24 protein-coding genes, 1 tRNA gene and 1 other annotated feature are annotated in these 23,907 nt (G+C 39.7%); of the genes, 17 read left to right on the forward strand and 8 right to left on the reverse strand.

All coding sequences use genetic code 11. From position 1 onward, the window contains the following. Positions 1-169 precede the first annotated feature (169 nt). The 7 genes from N4627_RS01505 to N4627_RS01535 all read left to right on the forward strand — a co-directional run bounded on the left by N4627_RS01505 (position 170) and on the right by N4627_RS01535 (position 3,801). Positions 170-736: a sigma-70 family RNA polymerase sigma factor gene (locus N4627_RS01505; RefSeq protein WP_003717522.1), complete on the forward strand. Its 567-nt coding sequence runs from the start codon at positions 170-172 to the stop codon at positions 734-736. Positions 737-915: 179 nt separating this feature from the next. Then, on the forward strand, positions 916-1,065 hold the full coding sequence (gene rpmG, locus N4627_RS01510; RefSeq protein WP_003717523.1) for a 50S ribosomal protein L33: 150 nt from the start codon (positions 916-918) through the stop codon (positions 1,063-1,065). Positions 1,066-1,081: 16 nt separating this feature from the next. Continuing rightward, the gene (gene secE, locus N4627_RS01515) at positions 1,082-1,258 is read left to right on the forward strand and encodes a preprotein translocase subunit SecE (protein WP_003717524.1); all 177 of its coding nucleotides are present in this window, start codon (positions 1,082-1,084) and stop codon (positions 1,256-1,258) included. 120 nt (positions 1,259-1,378) lie between these two features. Beyond that, positions 1,379-1,924 carry a transcription termination/antitermination protein NusG gene (nusG, locus tag N4627_RS01520; protein WP_040531564.1) on the forward strand — a complete coding sequence of 182 codons (546 nt, stop codon included), beginning with the start codon at positions 1,379-1,381 and terminating at the stop codon, positions 1,922-1,924. A 416-nt stretch (positions 1,925-2,340) separates the two neighbouring features. Then, entirely contained in the window at positions 2,341-2,766 is a 426-nt protein-coding gene (gene rplK, locus N4627_RS01525; protein ID WP_003717526.1) for a 50S ribosomal protein L11, read from the forward strand. A 95-nt stretch (positions 2,767-2,861) separates the two neighbouring features. After that, positions 2,862-3,554 (forward strand): 50S ribosomal protein L1, encoded by a 693-nt coding sequence (gene rplA, locus N4627_RS01530; RefSeq protein ID WP_098044910.1) that lies wholly within the window; start codon positions 2,862-2,864, stop codon positions 3,552-3,554. A 172-nt stretch (positions 3,555-3,726) separates the two neighbouring features. After that, a tRNA-His gene (locus tag N4627_RS01535) sits at positions 3,727-3,801 on the forward strand. A gap of 54 nt (positions 3,802-3,855) precedes the next feature. Here N4627_RS01535 and N4627_RS01540 read toward each other — a convergent pair. From N4627_RS01540 to hemH, 3 genes are read right to left on the reverse strand one after another with little or no spacing between them, the layout of a single operon-like run. After that, a complete protein-coding gene (locus tag N4627_RS01540; RefSeq protein ID WP_003717528.1) occupies positions 3,856-4,512 on the reverse strand; it encodes a phosphatase PAP2 family protein in 657 nt (218 codons plus the stop codon). Between the two features lie 10 nt (positions 4,513-4,522). Next, positions 4,523-5,827 (reverse strand): Nramp family divalent metal transporter, encoded by a 1,305-nt coding sequence (locus N4627_RS01545; protein WP_260964862.1) that lies wholly within the window; start codon positions 5,825-5,827, stop codon positions 4,523-4,525. After that, a complete protein-coding gene (gene hemH / locus N4627_RS01550; RefSeq protein WP_124032078.1) occupies positions 5,827-6,762 on the reverse strand; it encodes a ferrochelatase in 936 nt (311 codons plus the stop codon). Before hemH ends, N4627_RS01545 begins: the two co-directional genes overlap by 1 nt. Before the next feature lie 123 nt (positions 6,763-6,885). Further along, positions 6,886-7,003, forward strand: a sequence feature (ribosomal protein L10 leader region). A 31-nt stretch (positions 7,004-7,034) separates the two neighbouring features. On the opposite strand from hemH, the gene rplJ reads away from it, so the two are divergent. The 3 genes from rplJ to N4627_RS01565 all read left to right on the forward strand — a co-directional run bounded on the left by rplJ (position 7,035) and on the right by N4627_RS01565 (position 9,187). Next, positions 7,035-7,535, forward strand: coding sequence for a 50S ribosomal protein L10 (gene rplJ, locus N4627_RS01555; protein ID WP_003717531.1), 501 nt, complete (start codon positions 7,035-7,037; stop codon positions 7,533-7,535). A 63-nt stretch (positions 7,536-7,598) separates the two neighbouring features. Further along, complete coding sequence (gene rplL / locus N4627_RS01560) at positions 7,599-7,964, forward strand: 50S ribosomal protein L7/L12 (protein WP_003717532.1); 366 nt, start codon at positions 7,599-7,601, stop codon at positions 7,962-7,964. Between the two features lie 191 nt (positions 7,965-8,155). After that, positions 8,156-9,187, forward strand: coding sequence for a DUF5692 family protein (locus tag N4627_RS01565; RefSeq protein WP_260965069.1), 1,032 nt, complete (start codon positions 8,156-8,158; stop codon positions 9,185-9,187). 156 nt (positions 9,188-9,343) lie between these two features. On the opposite strand, the gene mscL is transcribed toward N4627_RS01565, so the two are convergent. Further along, positions 9,344-9,718, reverse strand: a complete 375-nt coding sequence (gene mscL / locus N4627_RS01570; RefSeq protein ID WP_098044907.1) for a large-conductance mechanosensitive channel protein MscL — start codon at positions 9,716-9,718, stop codon at positions 9,344-9,346. 169 nt (positions 9,719-9,887) lie between these two features. On the opposite strand from mscL, the gene N4627_RS01575 reads away from it, so the two are divergent. The 3 genes from N4627_RS01575 to N4627_RS01585 are packed head-to-tail and all read left to right on the forward strand — an operon-like array spanning position 9,888 to position 11,585. After that, positions 9,888-10,208 carry a PadR family transcriptional regulator gene (locus N4627_RS01575; RefSeq protein ID WP_003717535.1) on the forward strand — a complete coding sequence of 107 codons (321 nt, stop codon included), beginning with the start codon at positions 9,888-9,890 and terminating at the stop codon, positions 10,206-10,208. Continuing rightward, a complete protein-coding gene (locus N4627_RS01580) occupies positions 10,208-10,837 on the forward strand; it encodes a DUF1700 domain-containing protein (protein WP_260964863.1) in 630 nt (209 codons plus the stop codon). The genes N4627_RS01575 and N4627_RS01580 overlap by 1 nt, the downstream gene beginning before the upstream one ends. Further along, on the forward strand, positions 10,821-11,585 hold the full coding sequence (locus N4627_RS01585) for a DUF4097 domain-containing protein (protein WP_260964864.1): 765 nt from the start codon (positions 10,821-10,823) through the stop codon (positions 11,583-11,585). The genes N4627_RS01580 and N4627_RS01585 overlap by 17 nt, the downstream gene beginning before the upstream one ends. A 131-nt stretch (positions 11,586-11,716) precedes the next feature. Here N4627_RS01585 and N4627_RS01590 read toward each other — a convergent pair whose 3' ends face one another. Next, positions 11,717-12,574 carry a LysR family transcriptional regulator gene (locus tag N4627_RS01590; RefSeq protein ID WP_260964865.1) on the reverse strand — a complete coding sequence of 286 codons (858 nt, stop codon included), beginning with the start codon at positions 12,572-12,574 and terminating at the stop codon, positions 11,717-11,719. Positions 12,575-12,713: 139 nt separating this feature from the next. Here N4627_RS01590 and N4627_RS01595 point away from each other — a divergent pair, with 139 nt between their 5' ends. The 4 genes from N4627_RS01595 to menC all read left to right on the forward strand — a co-directional run bounded on the left by N4627_RS01595 (position 12,714) and on the right by menC (position 17,428). Further along, the gene (locus tag N4627_RS01595) at positions 12,714-13,637 is read left to right on the forward strand and encodes an IS30 family transposase (protein WP_260964619.1); all 924 of its coding nucleotides are present in this window, start codon (positions 12,714-12,716) and stop codon (positions 13,635-13,637) included. 107 nt (positions 13,638-13,744) lie between these two features. Continuing rightward, entirely contained in the window at positions 13,745-15,079 is a 1,335-nt protein-coding gene (locus N4627_RS01600; protein WP_191336993.1) for a M20/M25/M40 family metallo-hydrolase, read from the forward strand. An 18-nt stretch (positions 15,080-15,097) separates the two neighbouring features. Continuing rightward, complete coding sequence (locus tag N4627_RS01605) at positions 15,098-16,303, forward strand: MFS transporter (RefSeq protein ID WP_260964866.1); 1,206 nt, start codon at positions 15,098-15,100, stop codon at positions 16,301-16,303. A gap of 18 nt (positions 16,304-16,321) precedes the next feature. Further along, positions 16,322-17,428, forward strand: a complete 1,107-nt coding sequence (gene menC / locus N4627_RS01610; protein ID WP_003717541.1) for an o-succinylbenzoate synthase — start codon at positions 16,322-16,324, stop codon at positions 17,426-17,428. 64 nt (positions 17,429-17,492) lie between these two features. Here menC and adhE read toward each other — a convergent pair whose 3' ends face one another. The 3 genes from adhE to nrdE form a co-directional block, all read right to left on the reverse strand. After that, on the reverse strand, positions 17,493-20,123 hold the full coding sequence (gene adhE / locus N4627_RS01615) for a bifunctional acetaldehyde-CoA/alcohol dehydrogenase (protein WP_260964867.1): 2,631 nt from the start codon (positions 20,121-20,123) through the stop codon (positions 17,493-17,495). A gap of 364 nt (positions 20,124-20,487) precedes the next feature. Continuing rightward, entirely contained in the window at positions 20,488-21,507 is a 1,020-nt protein-coding gene (gene nrdF / locus N4627_RS01620; protein WP_003717543.1) for a class 1b ribonucleoside-diphosphate reductase subunit beta, read from the reverse strand. Positions 21,508-21,614: 107 nt separating this feature from the next. Continuing rightward, positions 21,615-23,786, reverse strand: coding sequence for a class 1b ribonucleoside-diphosphate reductase subunit alpha (gene nrdE, locus N4627_RS01625; protein ID WP_260964868.1), 2,172 nt, complete (start codon positions 23,784-23,786; stop codon positions 21,615-21,617). Positions 23,787-23,907: the final 121 nt, after the last annotated feature.

Genomic DNA, 23,907 nt, shown 5'->3' on the forward strand with positions numbered 1-23,907 from the left:
ATTTTCAGGCATTAGTCACCAAGGTTGAGAGACTTAGTATAAGGAACCGGTACTAGGAATTGAAATCTTCCTGACGATGGGAATGAGAACCCCTCGACCAGGCAATCAATGAATGGGTGAAGGAGCCAAATTCAAGAAAGGTGATCCTTAATAAAGTTAAGGTGAAACAATGATAAAAAATCATTCAGCTGATCTCGAATTACTCATTCAGGCACAAGTCGGCAACGAGGATAAATTTATGGCATTATTTGATTGTTACTCTTCACTTGTTAAGCGGCTTTGGCAAAAATTTTATATTGCTGATTTAGAGTTTGAAGATTGGGATCAAGAGGCACAACTAGTACTGCTAAAAGTTATTTACTCTTATAGTGGAAAAGATATTCATCAATTTAGCGGTTTTTATAAGCAAAGCTTGGTCAATCGACTTCTTGATTTATATCGTGCTAGACAAGCAGATAAGCGGATCCCAGTTGAACAATTAGACTCTTTGGGAGAAAATGACAGTGAGACAATCCTTGGTGGGAAAATTTTACTAGAAGATATTGTCTATTGTCATAAGAGTATTGAAGAGATCATCAGAGTTAGTTCGTCTTTTGAACGGGATGTTTTAGCACTGACCGTTACTGGCAAATCGGTTGAATATATATGCCGAAAGCTTCAATGTAACAAGCGACAAGTCCAGAGTGCTCTTTCACGAACCCGGACAAAATTAATAAAGATTTTGGCGGGTGAATGATCGGAGTAAGGCATTAATAATTTGTTCTAATTTATTAAGAAAAAGGCTGGTAATTTCATCAGCCTTTTTCTAGTCCGCAAACGTAAGAAATATAATTTTCTGACTAATGACGACATGACGTAAAGACTTGTTTTAGTAAATGGAACATGCTAATCTTAATTGTGTGTGGAGGTGAAAGTATGTCCCAAAAGAAAGTTGCACTGGAATGTACGAAGTGCGGTGCTCATAACTATACAATTACCGCTAATCCTCAACGACAAGAACGATTAGAATTAAAAAAGTTTTGTAAACATTGTGGTGAATATACTCTTCACCGTGAAACCCGTTAGTTAGCTGGAGGAAATTATGCATCTGTTTCGTTTTATTAAAAGTGTAAATCACGAAATGAAGCTGGTTGTTTGGCCAACTGCCCGTGAAAACCGGCGTGATACAACCATTGTTATTTCGTTAACGCTTTTCTTCGTATTATTCTTTGCCCTGTTTGATTGGCTAATCCAACTCTTGATGAAGTTATTTGTCTAAGCAGTGGTCAAACCATAAGAGATTTGTTATACTAAATTCAACGAGCTTCGTGGGGGATCCGCGAGGTTTTTTATTTTGAAATTGAAAATGAGAGTTAATTTTAATTAAGGAGGATTCATCGTGGAATCAAATGAAAAACGCTGGTACGTTTTACATACATACTCAGGCTATGAAAATCGGGTTAAGAGTAACCTGGAGTCACGTGCTCAATCAATGGGGATGCAAGATTACATTTTTCGAGTAGTTGTTCCTGAAGATGAGGTTCGTCAGGTTAAGGATGGGCAAGCTAAGGAAGTAGTTGAAAAGACATTCCCTGGTTACGTTTTGGTAGAAATGGTTATGACTGACCAAGCCTGGTATATTGCACGAAATACACCTGGCGTTACAGGATTCTTAGGTTCTCACGGTGGTGGTTCAAAGCCAACACCATTACTTCCAGAAGAAGTTGACCGGATCATGAAGCGGATGGGTGTTCAAACCGTTCAACATGATATTGACGTTAGTGTTGGTGATAGCGTTAAGGTTATTGCCGGACCATTTGCCGACTTAACTGGTAAGGTTACAGAAGTTGACCATGAAAAGATGAAGTTAAAGGTTAACGTTGAAATGTTTGGTCGTGAAACGTCTGCTGAATTAGGTTTCGACCAGATTGATACGGTGGAATAAAGAGAGGGTGAACCGCGACGGATTAGCCACCGAGTACTAAGGGAGTTCAGACGATGATTGTTTACAATCAAGTCTGGACTATTTAGACGGAGGTGGCGGTCGCGGTGAGCTATTCTCGACTGTGTTGCATTCGTAGTACTGATAAGCACGTTATGACGATGCAATAGGGACTTCCCTGCGAGCCGATTTATTAGAATAGATATTGTGGCGGTCGCGGTGAGCTATTCTTGACTGTGTTGATTCATATTTCCATCAAGTTACTGATAAGCACGTTATAATCTTGTTTTTACACTATTTATCTTGAATTTTAATTATAAATGTGGTAAGTTACCTAAGTATGCTATTCGACATACTGTGGGAGAGGTAAATTTACTGCCTCATCATGACCACAACACGGACTAAGGAGGTTTTGTCTCGTGGCAAAGAAAGTAGCTAACGTTGTCAAGTTGCAAATTCCTGCCGGTGCTGCTACACCAGCTCCACCAGTAGGTCCTGCACTTGGGCAAGCAGGTATTAACATTATGGGCTTCACTAAGGAATTTAACGCTCGGACTGCAGACCAAAAGGGTATGTTGATCCCAGTTGTTATTACTGTTTATGAGGACCGTTCATTCGACTTCATTACCAAGACGCCACCTGCTGCTGTCTTATTGAAGAAGGCCGCTGGTGTTGAACACGGTTCCGGTGAACCTAACACTAACAAGGTTGCTTCTGTAACCAAGGCTCAAGTTAAGGAAATCGCCGAAACTAAGATGCAAGATCTAAACGCTGCTGACGTTGAAGCAGCTATGCGCATGATCGAAGGTACTGCACGGAGCATGGGCTTCACTGTTGAAGACTAATTGCTGAGTAGCAGGCCGGATGCACTATTAAAGTAGTACATCCCGTGGGAGGTATTAACTCCGCTAGACCACATTTGCAAGGAGGAAAACACAAGATGGCTAAAAATCGTGGTAAGAAGTACCAAGATGCGCTTAAAAAGGTTGACAGCAAGAAGAAGTACGCTGTTAACGACGCAGTTCAATTAGTAAAAGATATTGATTTCGCTAACTTTGACTCAACCGTTGAAGTTGCATTTAAGTTAAACGTTGACACTAAGCAAGCTGACCAACAATTACGTGGTGCTGTTGTTTTACCAAACGGTACTGGTAAGGATCAAACTGTTATTGTTTTCGCTAAGGGAGACAATGCTAAGGCTGCTAAGGATGCCGGTGCTGACTTTGTTGGTGACACTGACTTAGCTGACAAGATCCAAGATGGCTGGTTAGACTTTGATGTTGCAATCGCAACTCCAGATATGATGCCAGTTGTTGGTCGTTTAGGTCGGATTCTTGGACCTAAGGGCTTAATGCCAAACCCTAAGACTGGTACAGTTACTATGGATGTTGCCAAGGCGGTTGAAGAATCTAAGGCTGGTAAGGTTACTTACCGGACTGACCGTGATGGTAATGTTGCTGTTCCATTCGGTAAGGCTTCATTCGACACTGACAAGTTAGTTGAAAACTTAAAGACTATTGAAGATATTGTTATGAAGGCTCGTCCAGCTTCTGTACGTGGTACTTATGTACAACATGCTTCAATTGCTTCAACTTTCGGACCAAGTGTTACACTTGATTTGGAAAGCTTCTAAATTAAATAATTAGAAGATACGCCAGATAGGATTTAGTTATTCTATCTGGTTTTTGTGTTATCAGATATTTTACTAATACGTCGATCTATTAATAATGTTTTTAACAGAGTCTTTTAATTTCTATTGTATTATTCAGTAGAGATGTGATATTATTTTCTGTGGAGTCATTATGGCGGTATTGGTGAAGTTTGGTTAACACACCGGTTTGTGGGTCCGGCACGCGTGGGTTCAAATCCCACATACCGCCCTGACCTAAAAAGAACTCAGGAGAGAATTTTCTCTCTTGAGTTCTTTTTTTGCTTTAATTTCTATTATGAATTTTTGTAATTGGTTTAATCAGCCACTGAGAAAGCCGATGACGGAATGTATTGGTGATCAGCCACCAACCACTTGCGAGGAGAAAGCCGCCAATAACATCGCTAGTAAAGTGATCGCGGAGATAAACTCGCGTAACCATAATTACGACAATCCACAAGAAAGCTATTAAGGTTAGTCCGATTCTTGCTCCTTGAAAGTGAATGTAGGGAAGAATTACGGCAAGGAGAGTAAAAACAAAGATTACCGTAGCAAAAGTGTGGCCACTAGGGAAACTGTAGCCGTTAGCCGGGAAGAGTTTGTTGCTTGGACGGACACGGAGCACGTTATACTTAACTAAAATGACCAATGAATAGCCAACAAATTGAAGGAGAACGTACCACAGACTTTCATTGAACCTGTTTTGCCACCAAAGATAGAGGGCAAGGAGGACAGTAAGAACTTGGATGATGATTGGATCACCAAAATGGGTAAGGATGATCATAATGTGCGTCTTTAAGTGATAAGTAGGTTGAGTTAATTGGTAACCAAAATGATCTATTTGATTAATCCAACCCATGTTATGAATCACACCGATTAAAAATACACCAAATAGTAACCAGCAGATGATCCCACCAATTAATGTTAACGTTTTGTTCTTCATTATTTTCTCCTTAGAACAATGCTGAAAGATTTAAGTCGGTTAACAGGATAACAAGAGCGTATTCAATAATCGTTTGCCAGAGAGGGCTAGCATGGTTCCCCATTAATTTTTGATCACTGGTGATTGCAACCAGTGGAAAAAGGGTGAATGGGAGTGCAATGCTAAGAATAATTTGAGCATAAATAATTAATTGTTCAAATTGTTGTTCGTTAAACCGAATTAGACAGCCAATGATGACGATTGGAATTAGGGTTACAAACCGCGTAAGCAGCCGTCTTTTCCATAATGGAAGACGGATGTTGATATACCCCTCCATAACGATTTGACCGGCTAAAGTACTTGTAATTGATGAAATTAACCCCGTAATCAGAAGTGCAAAGCCGAATAACCAGCTCATAACGGGACTAGATAACGTACCAACAATTTGGGGATTCTTCAGCCCGTAGAAAACATCAGCCAAACTGTTTAGCGATGCGGTATGGAAGAACAAGGTTCCGCCAAGGATGAGAAGGAGTGCATTAACGATTAGAGCAGCAATAAGGTGGATGATTGAATCCCAGTTAGCAAATTTAAGGGTTTCAGTAACTTGTGCTGGATCATGTTCATCATAGCGCCGACTTTGTGCTAAGGCCGAATGAAGATAAATATTATGGGGCATAATTGTTGCTCCAATGATCCCGAGACTAAGAAGAAGCTCGGAATGGTTAGTGATAATTTTTGATTGCGGAATAATGCCGTTAAGAATTGCTAGCCAACTCGGATGAGCACGGCAGACTTCAATTGTAAAGATTGCGCCAACAACAAGAATCGTTGTAAGAACAATAAATTCAACTCGACGAATTCCAAACCGCAAAAAGACAAGAACAACTAGGACGTCCGCAACGGTTAGGAAAACACCCACAATCAGCGGAAGGTGGAAAAGCAGGTAGAGAGCAATCGAAGTGCCGACCACTCCAGTTAGGTCTGTTGCCATCATTGCAAGCTCATTTAATAACCATAGTCCTATCCGGACAGGCTTAGGAACCCGTTGAGCAATCGCTTGAGCTAAATCAGTTCGAGTAACGACACCGAGGCGGATTGAGAGTGATTGCATGATCATGGCAACGATGATTGACACGAAGAGGACACTTAACAACGTGTAGCCATATTGTCCACCGCCGGCCAATGAAGTTAGCCAATTACCAGGATCCATATAACCAACGGCAACTAGAGCTCCTGGCCCACTGTATGCAAGGAATTTTTGCCAAAATGCCGATTCATAGACAGTGGGGACATTAACGCTTCCGTTAATTTCATCTAAGCTTTTTTTCTTCATCAGTTTAGTCGCTCCTTAGCAAGATCAGCGATGAACTCAGCAAAGTTGGCATCATCATTGAGGGATGGAACGACATCAAGGGTGTTACCCCCATTTTCACGGAATGTTTGGTAGTTTTGAACCGAATTTTCTTCAATCGTTTCTAAGCAATCGGTAACGAATGATGGAGCAACAATTAAGATATTTCGCTTACCAAGCTGAACTAATTGGAGAAGGCGATTTTTTAAATAGGGCTTTAACCAAGGCATTGGGCCAAATTTAGATTGATAAGCCATTTCAACCTTCTTTTCGGGAATGTTGAGTCGCTTTTTTAGTTCTATTGTGGTCCGTTCAGTTTCATCCTGGTATGGATCACCGTGGTTAACCATTGAAACGGGGATGCCGTGGTAAGAAATAATTAGCATATCGTAGTTACCATTATCCCAAGACTTTTGAATATGATGACTAAGAACTGTGAGATACCGTGGATCATCGGCAAAACGATCAATAATTGGCAAATTCGGATCGACAGCCTGGACTTGTTCAATAATGGATTGAGTTGTGCTCTTGGTGAAATGTGGGAATAGAGAAAGAACGATAATCTGTTTACATTCTTGTTTCATTTGCCGGAGGGTGTCTCCAATGCTCGGCTTACCATAGGTCATTGCCATTTTAACTGACCATTTAGGGAGAAACTTTTGAACTTTTGTAGTTAAATTTTTTGTGTTGACAATTAATGGAGAACCATTTTTTAACCAGCAGTCGCGGTAAAAAGTTGCGGAACGCCATGAACGCATTGGTAAAATAATGCCATTTAAAAGCGGCTTCCAAAGTGCAGGCGGCATTTCTACGACGTTTCGATCCCCGAGGAATTGACGGAGATATTTCTTAACAGCTGGTGTTGTTGGCTCGGCAGGTGAACCAAGATTGACAAGTAATAGGCCATAGTCTTTCATGAATTGGTGCTCCTTGAGATAAATTAATAAGTTAATTGTACAACAAAGAAGGTTAGTTCAACCTGACGAATCAAGTTAAATTGTTCTTTACAAGTGTAATGGGAAATGTTATACTGTCAAAGTTGATTAAATATGACTCTGCCTAAGACTCAGGTGGCGAAAGCCTTAATAATATGCCTGCCGAGGAAGAAATTAAGTTCCTTCTCTATGTCTGCGGTCATAGGGATTTTTTTATAAATCCGGTCAAACTACATTGCAGGAGGTGAAAATTCATGAGTGAAGCAGCTATTGCTAAAAAGGCTGAAGTTGTTAAGCAAACTGTTGAATTAATCAACAATGCTGAATCAGCTATCGTTGTTGATTACCGTGGTTTAACCGTTGCCGAAGTTACTGATTTACGTAAGCAACTTCGTGATGCCGGCGTTAAGATGTCAGTTATCAAGAACAAGATTCTTGACCGTGCCGTTGAAGGTACTGACTACGAAGATCTTAAGAGTACTTTTGTTGGACCAACTGCTGTTGCCTTCTCTGACGAAGACCCAATTGCTCCAGCAAAGATCTTGAAGAACTTTGCCGATGACCACGACGCTCTTGAAATCAAGGGTGGTTTCATTGAAAAGAGTGTTAAGACTCTCGATGAAATTAACGAATACGCTACTATGCCTAGTCGTGAAGATCTGTTGTCAATGCTTGCATCTGCATTGCAAGACCCAATGCGGAAGATTGCTCGTGCAGTCAAGGCCGTTGCCGACAAGGAAGACGAAGCCGCATAATTGTCGTATTACCATATATTATCAAATCAAAATTAATTACCTAAATATTGGAGGAATATAATCATGGCTTTTGATAAGGATGCTATCATTGCTTCATTAAAGGAAGCATCAATTTCTGACCTTAACGATCTTGTTAAGGCTATCGAAGACGAATTCGACGTTTCTGCTGCTGCTCCAGTTGCAGCTGCAGGTGCTGCTGGTGGTGCTGCTGCCGCTAAGGACAGCTTCACTGTTGAATTGACTGAACCAGGTGCTGCTAAGGTTAAGGTTATCAAGGCTGTTAAGGACATCACTGGTGTTGGCCTTAAGGATGCTAAGGACCTTGTTGACGGTGCTCCTTCAGCAATCAAGGAAGACGTTAAGGAAGACGAAGCTAACGACATCAAGGAAAAGCTTGAAGCCGCTGGTGCTACTGTTACCCTTAAGTAGTCTAACTTCAAATAATTTTCAAAAGAGGTTGAACAATTCTGTTCAGCCTCTATTTTTGTTTAAAAATGTCGCTTTATAAGACAGATATCCAAAAATGAGTTTGCTATCTCTTTTACCCTTTTATAAAATAAAAGTAGGTTCTATGTAACCGTTAACATTTACTATAGGGAGGAGATAGGATGTTATTTTAAATTTATGGTAGCCAGTCAGGTTGGCAATTATTTGGTTGGGTATTAGTATTTGCTTGTTTGATTATCACAAATGAAATAGCACGTCGAAGCAAAGCTGGAGGCCTGTTTTTCTTCGTTATTCTACCAATTGCGCTGACAATTTACTTTACAGCAATTTATATTGGTGCTGCTCATGGACAGGCATGGGCGTTACATAATCAGACCTATGTTCATATGAATAGCTGGTTCCACTATGCGAAGCTATACGCTGCGACATTTGGCTGTATTGGTTTTATGATCCTTAAGTATCATTGGGGTAAATTAGGAAAAGCATACTGGTTTAAGTGCTTCCCGTTTGTAATTGTTGCAATTAATATTTTTATCGCTGTAGGGAGCGATTTTGAATCAGCTATTCGTGGGATGAATGCGTTACAAACTACCGGAAGTCAGTGGTGGCTTTCTTCAGAAGGTGTTTGGCTTTATGGTGGTTGGTGGAATGTCCTTAATGGTATTGCTGGAATTATTAATGTTTTCTGTATGACTGGTTGGTGGGGAATTTATTCTTCAAAGAACGAGGACGATATGTTGTGGCCTGACATGATTTGGCTATTCATTCTTGCCTATGATGTTTGGAACTTTGAATATACCTACAGCAACCTTCCAATCCACTCATGGTATTGTGGGGTTGCTCTTCTGCTTGCGCCAACCTTTGCAGCCGCAATTTGGAATAAAGGTGTTTGGATTCAGAACCGGGCAAATACGTTAGCAATTTGGTGTATGTTTGCTCAGGTGATTCCAGAATTTCAAGACAGTGGTCGATTCGCAGTCTTACCAGTTCTATACAAGAATGGTGTAATGAATCCAGCTGTTCACCCAGGGGCTGCTGATCCAACAATGATGGGAGTAATTACTATCCTTTCACTTGTAATTAACGTTGTGGTCTTTGCAATTATTTGGAAACGGGCTACTAGTAAGGGAATCAACCCTTATACTCACGAAGTCTTTGTTGGAACCAAGGATTACGAAGAAGCTATGGCTCGGGCACAAAAGTAAAACTAGCTTTTGCGGAAATATTTAATTATTGAAATAGTGAAAAGGGACGTAACGAGGAGGAAAAACTTCTCGTTGCGTCTTTTTTAGTGCGGCAAATAAATTCAGTGATAAATAAAAGATTCTCCCTAATAAAAATAATTTATTGGGAGAATCTTTCTAATTATTATTTTTTTCTTTTAAAAGTTCGGTGATTTCTTTAAGGTACTGAACTTCCTCACTTGGCTTGGCAGGCTCTTCATCCTTTTTTGTTCGGAAACGATTAATTGCTTTGACCATCAAAAAAACGACGAAGGAGATGATCAGGAAGTTAATTACTGAATTAAGAAAGGTTCCGTACTTAAATTGAGCATCGCCGACTGTCCAGACGAGGTTTGAAAGATCGATTTTGCCGACAAAAATACCAATTAATGGATTGATGAGGTTATTTACTAATGACTTTACGATTGAAGTAAATGCAGCCCCAACGATAATCCCGACTGCCATATCAACCACATTTCCCCGTGCAATAAAATCCTTAAATTCTTTTATCATGTGAGCCTCCTTTTTGTGGACTGTTACTTAGGTAAGATATATTTTATCAAACTAAATCACAGGAACTAGGAAAAGATCAATCAAATTTAATTAAATTTTAAGATCATACTATATTTAAATACAATATTATACATGATATAATATTGTGGAAGTTAAGGAGGAAGATTAAATGAAAATTCAAATAACTGCTGAACTCCTTGATGGACTGGTATTAGCGATTCTCAAACAGGATGATTATTATGGTTATGCGTTAACCCAGAAAGTAAAAAACGTAATTGATGTTTCTGAATCAACAATGTACCCGGTCCTTCGCCGCTTAAAGAAAAATGGTGACCTGACGACGTATGATAAGTCATTTCAGGGAAGAAACCGGCGATATTATCAAATAACGGATGTTGGTAAGCAGCACCTACAAGAAATCTTGCAATTATGGGAAGAATATAAGAGTAATTTGGACCGAATCTTTTATCGGAAGTGTGGAGAAGAATAATGGATGGTCGCCAGAAATATATTTCGGAATTAAAGAAATTATTAGCACCATTAACTGTTGAAGAGCGAACGGATGCACTGGACTTTTACAATGAGTATATTGAAGATGCTGGTTACAATAGCTATCAGCAAATTGTTAAGGAGATGGGTAATCCGCGGCAGCTAAGCCATAAAATTTTAGCAGACTATTCGATTAAGGCTAATGATGAGGAAACTAAAAGCGGTCATACGGCATCTCCACATTCCAGTTGGCGGGTCTTTTGGCTAATTATCATTGCAATTGTCACATCACCAATTACGTTTGCGATGAGTTTCGGAGCGCTAGTTGTTCTTATCTGTGCTTTAGCAGCTGTCTTCGGCGTTAGTGTTGGTATTTTGGGAACTTTAGCTGGCTTGGTGTTCGCCGCTGGAGTGCTTCTCTATTCAGGAATTGGGGTTGTTGTTGCGGCTCCGATGACCGGAATCTTATATATCGGCTTTGGGATAACAATACTGGGGATTCTGTTATTCTGTATTCCGTTAGTTTATTGGATCATTCGCTGGCTAGCACAGGCAATTGCCAATTTAGCTAAGTATATTTACCAAAAGTTAGTTCAGAGGAGGGCAGAAAAGCATGAAAAGAATGTTTAAGATTAGTTTGGGAATACTAATTATTGGAATTATCCTGATGATAGTTGGTTTTGCTGGTCATGGGATGAAAAATATCAGTTTTAAGGGAACAACTCCGGTGATTGAAAAACAAGTTACTAAGGAATTAAGCACTAATAAGGAATTTACTAAAATTAATCTGACTAGTTCGACTGCTAATGTTCTGATTAAGACGGGCTCAAAATTTTCCATTAGCTATCAAGGAAGTAACGCTCGTCTCCCTAAGGTTAGGGTAACTAATCAGGTTGCCACTATTAGTCAAACCGGTAGTCATGGAACGTTCTTCTCTTATAATGACGGGGATGACACCATTGTCATTACGGTACCTAAAGGAAGTAAATTAACCGGGGAACTCGATATTGCTGATGGTGATTTGAGTATTACAAATGTTGATTTAGAGAACATGGATGTTAACGATGCTGATGGTGACGTTGTTTATAATAATCTCACGGTAACTGGAGGAAAGACAACTCTTGGCGACGGTGACTTCACTAGTAACAGAGTAATCTTTAAGGGACACTACACGGTGAAAACTGATGACGGTGACAATAAAGTGATTGCTTCGCATGCCGATGGCTTTATTCTCCATACTGATGATGGGGATAATAAACTCGATGGGGTTGACCATGGAACTGAAGACCTTCAGCAAAATGAATCAGCAGCGAACCTTCTTCGCTTGGAGGCAAATGACGGTGATAATTCGGTAATTAACATTAAAGCGGTCCAATAAGTAAAAATGGTCCTTAGTATTAGTAAATTCTTAGTACTAAGGACTTTTTGTATTTATTTTATTCAAACGATCACTTGAGGTGAGTTCCTCATTCATTATGAATTGCTCTGCGAACGCAAAGGGGAGCTTAATTATGCCTTTTTTAAGGAATGACAGTAATTAAGAAGGAGCGTTGCAACTTGCTCTTGGATGCTTGTCCTTGGTCCATAGGGATAGGAGAGATAAATCCTTCTATGAAAGCCATTCTTCCCAATTTTATGTAATGAAATTTTTTCAAGGTTAGTTGTACAGTTCCAGGATAACTCAGGAACAAAGCATGAAGCATAGCCCTGAGCTACTAAATTAATCATGAGATTACGATCGCCTGTTCGCAAGACAACTTGAGGATCTATTCTTTGTGCAGAAAGAAAGCGTTGGGTAAAGTCGGCAAATGGTGACTCGTTCATTTCAATTAGGGGTAGTTGGTTAATTTTTTCCAATTGAAATGTTGACTGTGAATTTTCCTTACTCGTCGCCAAAAAGACTTCTTCGGATAGTAACAATTCGTTATGTTGCTCGGGGACCGGTAGAGGTACAAGCTGAAAATCATAATGCCGAGGATCATTGTCGATTTTACTTTGGATAAATTGGAGGTTAATTTGGGGATATTTGTGATGAATGATTTTGAGAAATGAAACCAGTAAGGGAGTAGTTTCACACATCTTAATAGTGATCGTTTTATTGTTAAGTGAGTGAATTGCCTTTACATTTTCCTTTGCTAACCGTAATTGATTGAATGACCGATTAACTACCGTAAAGAAATAATTACCTTGAGCGGTTAAGATTAACTTTTTCCCTTGACGAATAAATAGCGAAACGCCTAATTCGTTCTCTAACTCCCGAATACTGCGACTAATAGATGGTTGAGCAATATGTAATTTAGTTGCTGCCTTTGTCATATTCATTGTTTTGACGACTTCGGTAAAGTATTTTAATTGCGTTAAGTTCATCTTTGTTACCTCTTTCATAGCAATTTTGTTATTAACTAGGCAGATTGTAAAATTTAAGTTGAACATTTTAGTGGACAGAAAAACCCATAAAGGTCTTTAATGGTGTCGTCACAACATTCCATTAGAAAGAAGGACCTTTATGGGCACCACTATTTTATCATTTGAAGACCGCATTGTCATCGAAACGCTTCGTCATGAAAATCGATCTCTTCGATATATCGCTGATTACCTGGGCTTTAGTAAGACTACTATCTTTAATGAAATTCACCGGTTAAAGGGTGAATACCATGCGACTAGTGCGCAAGCCGACCACGAAACTAAACTTAGTTATCGTGGCCGGAAATGCTTATTAACGGTTAACCTCAAACGACTAATCGAAGAAAAGATCAAGGTTCAAAAATGGTCAATTGAACAAGTAGCCCATGTGGTTATGATTGCCTATAAGACTATCTATAACTGGGTTGATCAAGGCCTCTTAGAGATTAGCTTAGCTGACTTACCAGATCATGGTATTCGCCGTAAGCGGGCTAAAGAAACTCGTGGTACTTTTAGTCATGGTCGTTCGATTGAAGATCGTCCAGCTGAAGCTTCTGATCGTAATATTGCAGGCCATTTTGAAGCTGATACAGTTTTATCTGGTAAGCGCAAAGGTCAAGCAGTAGCTACGTTTGTCGAACGCAAGAGTCGCCTTACTATCGTTAAACGGCTTGATGGACGAGATAGCACTTCAATGACTAAGGCTATCCTTGAGTTAACTAATCAATTAGGAACTAATCTCAAGACACTGACGGTTGATCACGGGAAAGAGTTCGCCAACTACCAATCAATTGAGAAAAATACCGGCGTGCCGTTGTACTTTGCACATGCTTATTCTCCGCATGAACGTGGTAGTAATGAGAATCGTAATCGAGTGTTACGGCGATTTATTCCTAAGGGTCAGCCAATTGAAGAGATTAGTGATGATGAATTGATTCAGATTAACTGGTATCTGAATTCACGGCCTCTCAAATGTTTGAACTGGCGAACTCCAATTGAGATCTTTTTGCTTAATCTGCGTCATTAAATTTGTTCAAGTTATTTATTGCAATCTGCCACTACATAAAAAGTAATATTGGATTTTAAAAATAAATGATAATATTCTAATTATATTATAATTTTGGAGGTGATGAAATGACGATTGATGACTATGTTAGGGAAAATCAGCAGCAGTTTATTAATCTATTAGCTAACTTTGTAAGTCAAAAAAGCCTTAGTCAAACAGGAGAAGGAATCCAAACAACGGTTAAATTCTTGAAAGAACTTTTAGAACAATTCATTCATGCGAAAGTTGAGATTATTGAAACGGCTGGTAATCCAATTATTATCGCAACCCTTTCTCCAGAGAAGGATAATGAATACTTGTTTTATGGGCATTATGATGTTCAGTTGCCAGGAAAATTGGCTGAATGGAAAGTAAAGCCATTCAAATTAACTCAGCGTGACGGCCGCTTGTATGGTCGCGGTACTGGCGATAATAAGGGCCAATTAGTGGCACAAATATGTGGTTTTTATGTTTATCAGCAATTATATGGGGAGTTACCTTTTACAGCCAGAATTCTCATTGAGGGTGAAGAGGAGATTGGAAGTCCGCACCTCCTTCAAACAGTTCGTGCCTTGAAGGATCCGTACCTAAATAACCTTTCAGCAGTTTTTGTAATGGATGGATCAATGAGCCAATCAGGAGACCATGTTTTACGATTAGGAAACCGGGGTGTTTTATCGTTTAGGTTAGGAGTAAGAACTAACGAAAGCGCTCTGCATTCAGGGAATTTTGGAAATGTTAGTAAGAATGCGGCCGTTGAACTTATGCGGGTTTTAAATAAGCTAATTAACCCACTAACTGGTCAATGTAGAATTAAGGAATTTTATAAAGAAGTGGTTGAGCCAAGCAGTCAAGAACGAGAGTGGCTAAGTTCTCTGCCAAGTCCGTACAATATTCCAGCACCAATTTATAAGGATAAATTTGATTATTATTATCGGCTAATGTTTCAACCATCAATGACAATTAATGGTTTGAGTAGCGGCTATGAGGGTGACGGGGTAAAAACAATTATTCCTGGTAAAGCAACTGCAATTATTGACTGCCGCTTGGTTGCTAACCAGACATGTGATGAGGTAATTAAATTAATTAACAACACGCTTAAAGCGGAATTAAATGAAGAACAAATCCAAATTAAGTACTTGGTTAAGCTTGATCCTGTAAAAATTGCAGCAAGCAACCCATTAATCCCTCGGCTGGTTTCTACAATTACAGAAGCCACCGGTAAAGCACTGATTGAGCCGGTAATGCCTGGCAGTGTGCCTAATTATATTTGGAAAGATATTATCGGGATTCCGCCATTTACTATTCCATTGGCAAATTATGATCAGCATAATCATGCACCAAATGAGAATATAACAATTGATGCTTTTCTTGATGGAATAAAAATTATTACTTACCTCTGTCGAAATTTAAATTCTAAATAGTGGAAAGAAGGTTACCTTATGGATGAATCACAACAGTTAATGGGCCAGAATGAAAGGCTAAAGTCATATCGAACACTAGTATTGGTTTTCTTGGGATTTATTGTTTGTTTTATTGATCGTTCCGCAATGAATATTGCGCTTGCTTATGTTGGAAAAAGCTTTACGTTGACTCCGGCTCAATTAGGAGTAGTCGGCTCTGCGTTTTTCTTTAGTTATTCATTAATGCAGGTTCCAGGTGGTTGGCTTGTTGACCGGTTTAGCACTAAATGGATGACGGTACTCTCGCTTTTGGCCTGGTCAGTATTTACTGTGATGACAGGATTTGCCTGGTCATTTACTTCGCTGATTATTATTAGGGTTCTGTTTGGAATTGGTGAAGGATCATATCCGTCAGCAGCAATGAAACAGGTTCGCTTGGCATTCCCGGAAAATAAACGTGGTCAAGCATCCGCGGTTGCTATTTCATCTAATTATATTGGGAACGCACTAGCACCGTTTATTGTGGCTCCCTTGATTGCCCTGTTAAGTTGGCGTGGCGCGTTTCATGTTGTTGGAGTGTTAGGCCTTGTTTATTTGGCGTTCTATTACTTCTTCGAACGACCATTAAATCGCGAAATTCCAGATTATGATACAGGAGATCAAAAGGTTAAAGGAAAGTTTGACTGGCGAGTATTAAGCTTTTCGGTAGTTGTGTTTGGCTTTAGTGTGATTACAAAGGGATTAGATACTTGGATGCCTACTTATCTTCTTCAAGCACGCCATATTAATCTAAAAGGAATTGCTTGGTTAGTTCCTCTTCCTTCCATTACGGCAGGGATTGGATCATTTATTGCCGGATTCATCATGGTTAAGTTCTTTACCGGTCATGAGAAATGGTTAATTTCTCTTTCAGCATTAGTGACTATGGTATTCATGTATGGAATGTTCCATTCGCTAAGCTTAACTGGAGTAATTACCTTTGAAGTGTTGGCCTACTTTACTAAATCAATTGGTTTCGCTGCCTCCTATGCGTTTGTGGCACAATTGGTTGCAAAAACAAATTACGGAGCATCAATTGGGGTAGTTAATTTTGGTGGACAACTTGCGGGCTTCTTAGCACCAATTTTAATTGGCCTTGTTATCCAAGGTACTCATAGCTATACGGCAGCCTTCTTGGTATTAACATTCTTTGCATTACTGGCATTTGTTGCTTCATTAACTATCCATGGTAAAAAGGCAAACTAGTAGGGAGAAAGTGATAAGATGAAAATTGAAAAAGCACGATTATTTAAAATTGATTTACCCTTAAGGAATGCTTTTGAGGTTAGCTTCGGGGTAATTAAGTATAAGCGCACGATTATCTTAGAGTTGACGGATCAGGATGGCAATTGTGGATATTCAGAGTGTTCAGCTTTTGATGTTCCGTTTTATAATGAAGAATTTCGCTCAGGAGCATGGGACCTATTAAAAGAACAATTATTACCTAAAGTTGTTGGCCATGACATTAATCATCCAGATGATATTTATCAACTATTTAGCCATATTCGGCGAAATAATATGAGCAAGGCATGTGTAAATTGCGCACTCTGGGATTTATATGCTAAACGGCTTCAGCTACCGTTAGCAAAAGCGCTGGGCGGAGACAAACAAAAAGTTGAAGTTGGGGTTAGTATTGGTGTTCAATCCTCACCGGAGAAATTAGTTGAAACAGTTCGTGGCTATCTCAACGATGGCTATCGGCGAATAAAAATGAAAATAAAACCGGGAGCCGATTATCAGTTCATTAAAGCTGTCCGGAACGAGTTCCCAGAAGCAATGCTCATGGCTGATGCCAATTCTGCATACCGCTTAAAAGATCTACCAATGTTACAACGGCTTGATGAGTTGGGGTTACTCATGATTGAACAGCCGTTGGAACCGGGCGATTTAGTTGATCATGCACAACTTCAATCCAAATTAAAGACAGCAATTTGTCTGGATGAAAGTATCCTTTCTTTGGCTGATACTAAGAAAATGATTCAATTAGGTAGTGGTCGTATTATTAATATTAAAGTTGCTCGGGTTGGTGGACTAGGAGCAGCAAAACAAATTCAGGAATATGCAAGTAAGCATGGTATTCAATGTTGGTGTGGCGGGATGTTAGATTCTGGAGTTGCAAGGGCAGAAAATGTTGCAATTGCTACTCTCCAAGGATATACACTTCCTAATGATATTGCTGCCTCAACTCGTTATTATAATCAAGATATTATCAAACCAGTAGTTGAGCTAGATGGAACTTACGTCAATGTTCCTCATCAGCCCGGGCTAGGCTACGAAATTGATTGGGACAATATGAGAAAATTTTGTAAAGCGGAACTGGTATTAAAGTAAGGAATTTAAGTAGCAAAAAGAAGACCGAGAAAACTCGATCTTCTTTTTGAATTTAATCAGTTGATTAGTCTTTTTCTACACCAGTACCTTCGTAGCAACGTTCAAGGAGTTCCTTAAGTTGGCTAACGAGTGGTTCAACTGGGTTAGTGGTAGTACATTGATCTTCGTAGGCAAGAACAGCAAGCTTATCAACAACTTTGTCAAAGTCTTCCCGGCTAACACCGTTGTCCTTAAGGCTTAACTTAACACCACACTTGTGAGCAAGTTCAATTACTTTCTTGGCGTATGCTTCAGCTAATTCTTCATCAGAGTTTCCTTGAAGACCGATGAAACGAGCAATGTCAGCATAGTCCTTAGTTGCGTGGTAAGTTTCGTAGTGAGGCCAGAGAGCAAGCTTTTGTGGCCGCTTAGCATTGAAGCGGATAACTTGTGGAAGGGCAATTGCAATCAATAAACCGTGAGGAAGGCCGAATGCTCCACCCATCTTGTGGGCAAGAGAGTGGTTAATTCCAAGGAATGCTTGACCAAATGCCATCCCAGCCATTGTTGAGAAGTCGTGCATCTTCCGACGAGCAAGCTTGTTACCCTTTACGGAGTTAGGAAGGTATTTCATAACCCCCTTGATAGTTTGAAGTGACCAACCACGAGTATAATCAGTTGCCATTACTGAAACATATGATTCAGTAGCGTGACAAAGGACGTCCAAACCCGTGTAAGCAGTGGTCTTGGGAGGAACAGTTTCAACGAATTGTGAATCGACAATCGCAATGTTTGGAGTTAATGCGTAGTCAGCAAGTGGGTACTTAACGTGGGTCTTGGAATCAGTAATTACGGCAAATGGAGTAACTTCTGAACCAGTTCCTGAGGTAGTAGGAATTCCAATTAATTGTGACTTAGTAGGCTTCTTGATTTGGTAAGCACGCTTACGGATATCAAGGTACTTTTGCATAACACCGTACCAGGAAGTTTCTGGGTGCTCATAGAACATCCACATTGCTTTGGCAGCATCCATTGGTGAACCCCCACCGAGGGCGATAATGGTGTCAGGCTTAAAGTCGTTCATCATAGCAACACCCTTTTCAACGGTGTTAGTTGATGGATCTTCTTCAACATCATCAAATACCAAGAAAGCAGTTTCGTTTTGACGAAGACGTAATTCGTCAATTACTCGTTGAACGTAACCACGCTTGCTCATTCCTGGACCGGTAACGATAAAAGCCCGGTCAATGTTAGGAATGTCGCGCAATTCTTTTAGTGAGTTGCGTTGAAAGTATACTTTTGGGGGAATCTTAACCCATTGACGGTTTTCACGACGCTTAGCAATAACCTTAATGTTCAATAGATCCCAGTCAGTAACGTTGTGTGATACTGAGTTACCACCGTATGAACCGGTACCAAGAGTAAGGGATGGAGTCATGTTGTTGTAGATGTTACCAATACCGCCGATACCAGATGGTGAGTTAACGATAATCCGGGAAGCACGCATTTCAAGACCGTACTTAGTAGCCAAATCATCATCAAGGGTATGAATGGCAGCGGTGTGTCCTTCACCACCGTAGTGAAGTAATTGACGACAAATATCAAAGGCATTTTCGTGAGAAGTTGCCCGGTACATAGTAAGAACTGGGGAAAGCTTTTCAGCTGAAAGTGGGTAATCGTCACCCACACCTTCGTATTCAGCAATAATTACCTTAGTGTGTTCAGGAACATCTTTCAAGCCACACATTTCGGCAATTGCGTTAGCAGAACGACCAGCAATCGGGCCACGTACTTGGTGCCGCTTAGTGTCAATAAATCCTTCAGTGAAGGTATCTAATTCATTTGGCTTAACGAAGTAACAATTCCACTTCTTGAATTCTTCTTTTACTTGGTCGTAAATTTCGTCATCAACAACGACTGAGTTTTCAGTAGCACAAATCATACCGTTATCAAAGGTCTTAGATAAAACAATGTCGTAAACGGAACGAGCAATGTTAGCAGTCTTTTCAATGTAAGCAGGACCGTTACCAGGACCAACACCTAATGCAGGGTTACCTGAACTGTAGGCAGCCTTAACTAATGCAGGACCACCAGTTGCCAAAATAGTAGCAATGTTAGGGTGACGAAGCAATGCATTAGTAGCTTCAAGACTACATTGTGGAATCCATTGAATCATGTCCTTAGGAGCACCAGCTTTTTCAGCAGCTTCCTGAAGAATCTTTGCGGTCTTAATGGATGACTTCAAAGCTTGAGGGTGGAAGGAGAAAATGATCGTGTTCCGTGTCTTAGCGGAAATAATGGATTTGAAAATTGTGGTTGAAGTTGGGTTAGTAACTGGGACAACACCAGCGATAATTCCCAGCGGATCAGCAATTGTAATTGTTTGATCTTCATCATCGTCTTTGATAATACCAACAGTCTTATCATGACGAATGTTGTTCCAGATGTATTCACTAGCATAGATGTTCTTAATTGCTTTATCTTCAGCAACACCACGACCAGTTTCGTTCGCAGCGTCTACGGCTAAATCCATGTGGTGTTCTTCTGCTGCCAATGCCATTGCTTGACAGATCTTATCAACTTGTTCTTGGCTGTAGTAACGTAATTTGTCAAAAGCCTTTTGACTACGCTCTACTAAGTCATTAATCATAGTTTGAGCTTCTTGTTCTTTATCAACAGGTGTTGTAGTTTCAAGATTTTTCTTATCTTTAGCCATGAGAATAAGCTCCTTTAATTTTTATTTTTGTTAATCATTGAACATAAATAAATATACTATATTTTTAGAAAAAGTAAATAGATATGTGATTGAATGAACAATGGTAAATACTAATGTTAGCGTTTCCAATATTATAGCCTCAATGACTGTAAAAACAATAAAAATATTGGTATTATTTTTGGGATAGTCCACTGATAAAAGATCTTTTATTTGTTAACGATTGAAACTTAGTTCACAATCTTATAATAGAGATATTCAGTGTATAATTGATAGCCATGTTCTTAGTTGAACAGGATAAAGAAAAAGCTGCGAGATAACTTTAAGTAATGATTATCTCGCAGCTTATTAAATAAGATGTTTAATTTTATTCTTTATCGTTCTTATCTTTTGTAGCGTTTGGATCCGCAACGTTGTAGTCATCATCATTCATTGCTTCAACAGCACCTAAACGGTAGCCATTTCCTACTTGGCTAAAGAAGTCATGGTTTGCCGTTGATGTGGAAATCCCGTTCATAACGACTGGATTGACATCTGAAGCAGTATCGGGGAAGAGCGGGTCTTGCCCGAGGTTCATTAGTGCCTTGTTGGCATTGTAACGAATGAAGGTTAAGACGTCTTCTGTCCAGCCAACTTGATCATAAAGCAAGTGGGTGTACTTTTCTTCGTTATCATATAACTCGTAAAGGAAGTTATACATCCAGTCCTTCATGTCTTGTTGTTGCTTTTCTGTTCGGTCGTGCATCCCCACTTGGAACTTGTAGCCAATGTAAGTTCCGTGAACTGACTCGTCCCGTAAAATTAACTTAATAATTTCGGCAACGTTATTCAGCTTATTGTGTCCTAGATAATAGAGTGGGGTATAGAAACCAGAATAGAAGAGGAAAGTTTCAAGGAAAACATTGGCAACCTTCTTCTTTAATGGATCTTCCTCTGGATTGCGGTAAATATTAGCAATTTGAACCGCCTTATTTTGTAAGTACTCTTCGGAATCTGACCAGTCAAAAATTTCGTTAATTTCTTCAGGGGTATTTAATGTTGAAAAAATTGTTGAGTAACTCTTGGCGTGAACTGATTCCATGAATTGGATGTTATTCAAGACTGCTGTTTCGTGTTGTGTTTTAACGTCTTGCTTTAAGGCTGTTAAACCAGCTTCAGACTGAACAGTATCCAGAAGGGTTAATCCACCGAAAACGTGACCAACAGTCCATTGATGATCGGTGTCAAGTTCTCGCCAATCATCTAAGTCGTTTGAAACGGGAATCCGCGTATCGAGCCAGAATTGCTCTGTCAGCTTTTCCCAAGTTGCTTTATCGATCATATCGGAAACTTCATTCCAATTAATCGCTTTGTATTCTGTCAAAGGTTTATATTCTTCAAGCTTCATTTATTAGGCTCCTTATTCGCAATCAACCATTTTTAAGACGTGAATTTTTAAAATTCATATATTTTTAAGTTTAGCAAGCATCGATCTGAAAATCAATTTAATCCCGCTTAGATAACACAGCTTTCACATTGGTTTGCACCAATTTCATCATTATCATCGGTAAATGTCCGGACGTAGTAAATTGACTTGATCCCTTTCTTATAAGCGTAGTGGCGCAGAATATTGAGATCACGAGTAGTCATTTTATTTGTCCGACCGTTCTTCCATTCATAGAGGCCCTCTGGCATTGTTGAACGAACAAAGAGGGTAAGAGATAGTGATTGATCAACATGTTGTTGGGCAGCTGCGTAAGTATCAATTACTGTTCGCATATCCATGTCATATGCGGAACGGTAATATGGCATTGTGTCATTAGAAAGATATGGAGCGGGGTAGTAAATCTTCCCAATCATCTTCTCTTGCCGTTCTTCAATCCGGTTAATGATTGGTGTCAAGCTTGCAGTTGAATCATTAATGTAGGAAGTAGAACCATTAGGCGCAACCGCTAACCGATATTCATTGTAAAGTCCATCAGCCATAACGTCATCCTTTAGCTTCTTCCAGTCATCAATCGTTGGGATATGGATGTTCGCAAAAAGCTTCTTAACAAGGTCAGACTTAGGACCCCAATCCTTACTTACGTACTTATCAAAGTATGAACCATCGGCGTACTTGCTCTTTTCAAAATTATGGAACGTTTCGTGGCGTTCCTTTGCAATTTCATTAGAAGCAACTAGTGACCAGTAATTAAGTAGCATGAAGTAAACGCTAGTGAATTCAACAGCAACCGGACTTCCATATTGGATATGATTCTTGGCCAAGTAGCCATGAAGTCCCATTGCCCCAAGTCCGATTGAGTGACTAAGCTCATTTCCCTTTTTGATTGAAGGAACCACGTCAAGACTTTCTACGTCACTGATCCGTGTTAGACCGCGAACAATTGCGCGAATTGAACGGCCAAAATCTGGTGTATTCATCATATTGGCAATATTAGTAGAACCTAAGTTACAGCTAATGTCAGTACCAAGAGTCTCGTAGCTTTGATCATCGGCAACAATGGATGGGGTTTGAACCTGGGCAATTTCAGAGCAGAGGTTGCTCATCACGATTTTACCGTCAATTGGATTGTCACGGTTAACGGTGTCAATGTTGATAATGTAAGGGTAGCCAGATTCTTGTTGAAGCTTACTGATTTCATCTTCGAGGTCACGGGCATTCACTTTCTTTTTGTGAATCTCATCGTTAGCAACCATATTATCGTATTCTTCGGTAATATCAACATAGGAGAATGGTTTGCCGTATACCCGTTCTACATCGTAGGGGCTGAAAAGGTACATATCTTCATCTTTTTCAACCAATTCATAGAACTTATCAGGAACAGTAACTCCAAGAGAGAGGGTCTTTAACCGAATCTTTTCGTCAGCATTTTCCTTTTTAGCACCTAGGAATTCAATAATATCCGGGTGGAAGACGCTAAGGTAAACAACCCCGGCACCTTGACGCTGACCTAGCTGATTAGAGTAGGAAAAACTATCCTCTAACAATTTCATTACCGGGACAACCCCACTAGCAGCATTTTCGATTTTCTTAATTGGGGAACCTGCTTCACGAAGATTGCTCAGATTGATTCCCACACCGCCACCAATCTTAGAAAGCTGGAGCGCAGAATTGATTGTTCGACCGATAGTGTTCATGTTATCCGTTGGCTGAATGGCAAAGCATGAAACGAACTCTCCCCGCCGTTTCCGACCAACGTTCAAGAAGGTAGGGGTTGCTGGTTGATAGCGTTGATGAATAATCTCATCAGCCAGGATCATTGCTAGCTCTTCATCTCCATTCGCTAAGTAAAGGGCGTTCATTGCAACCCGGTCAATATAGTTTTCAAGGTAATATTCCTTGTCATTAGTCCGCAGAGCATATTGGGCATAGAATTTGTAAGCGGCCATAAATGAATGAAAATGAAAATTTTGTTGCTTTAAGTAGTCGTATAACTTTTCAATAAAAGCATCACTATACTTATCCATAAAGCCGTCTTCAATGTAGTCATTGTCTTCTAACCACTTATAGCGAGCGGTCACGGAAGCAAATTGCTTGGTATTAGGCTTTACGTTATTCTCAATAAAGTCTTTGAGAGCAGCTTGATCCTTATCTAACTGGATTTTGCCATCCTTGGGAATATTAACCTCATTGTTAAGGTCATAGTACTTAACTTGTGTTAAATCAATATCAGATAGTGCCATGTTTATTCTCACTTTCTATCATTTTTTAAAATAGCGAATAAAAAAAGCGGTTGCGATAAAAAATACTTTCTATCACTAACCACTCTAAAATCACCAAATTCCGGTATAAATTGATGAATTT

Source organism: Limosilactobacillus vaginalis, assembly GCF_025311515.1.
GTDB lineage: Bacteria > Bacillota > Bacilli > Lactobacillales > Lactobacillaceae > Limosilactobacillus > Limosilactobacillus vaginalis.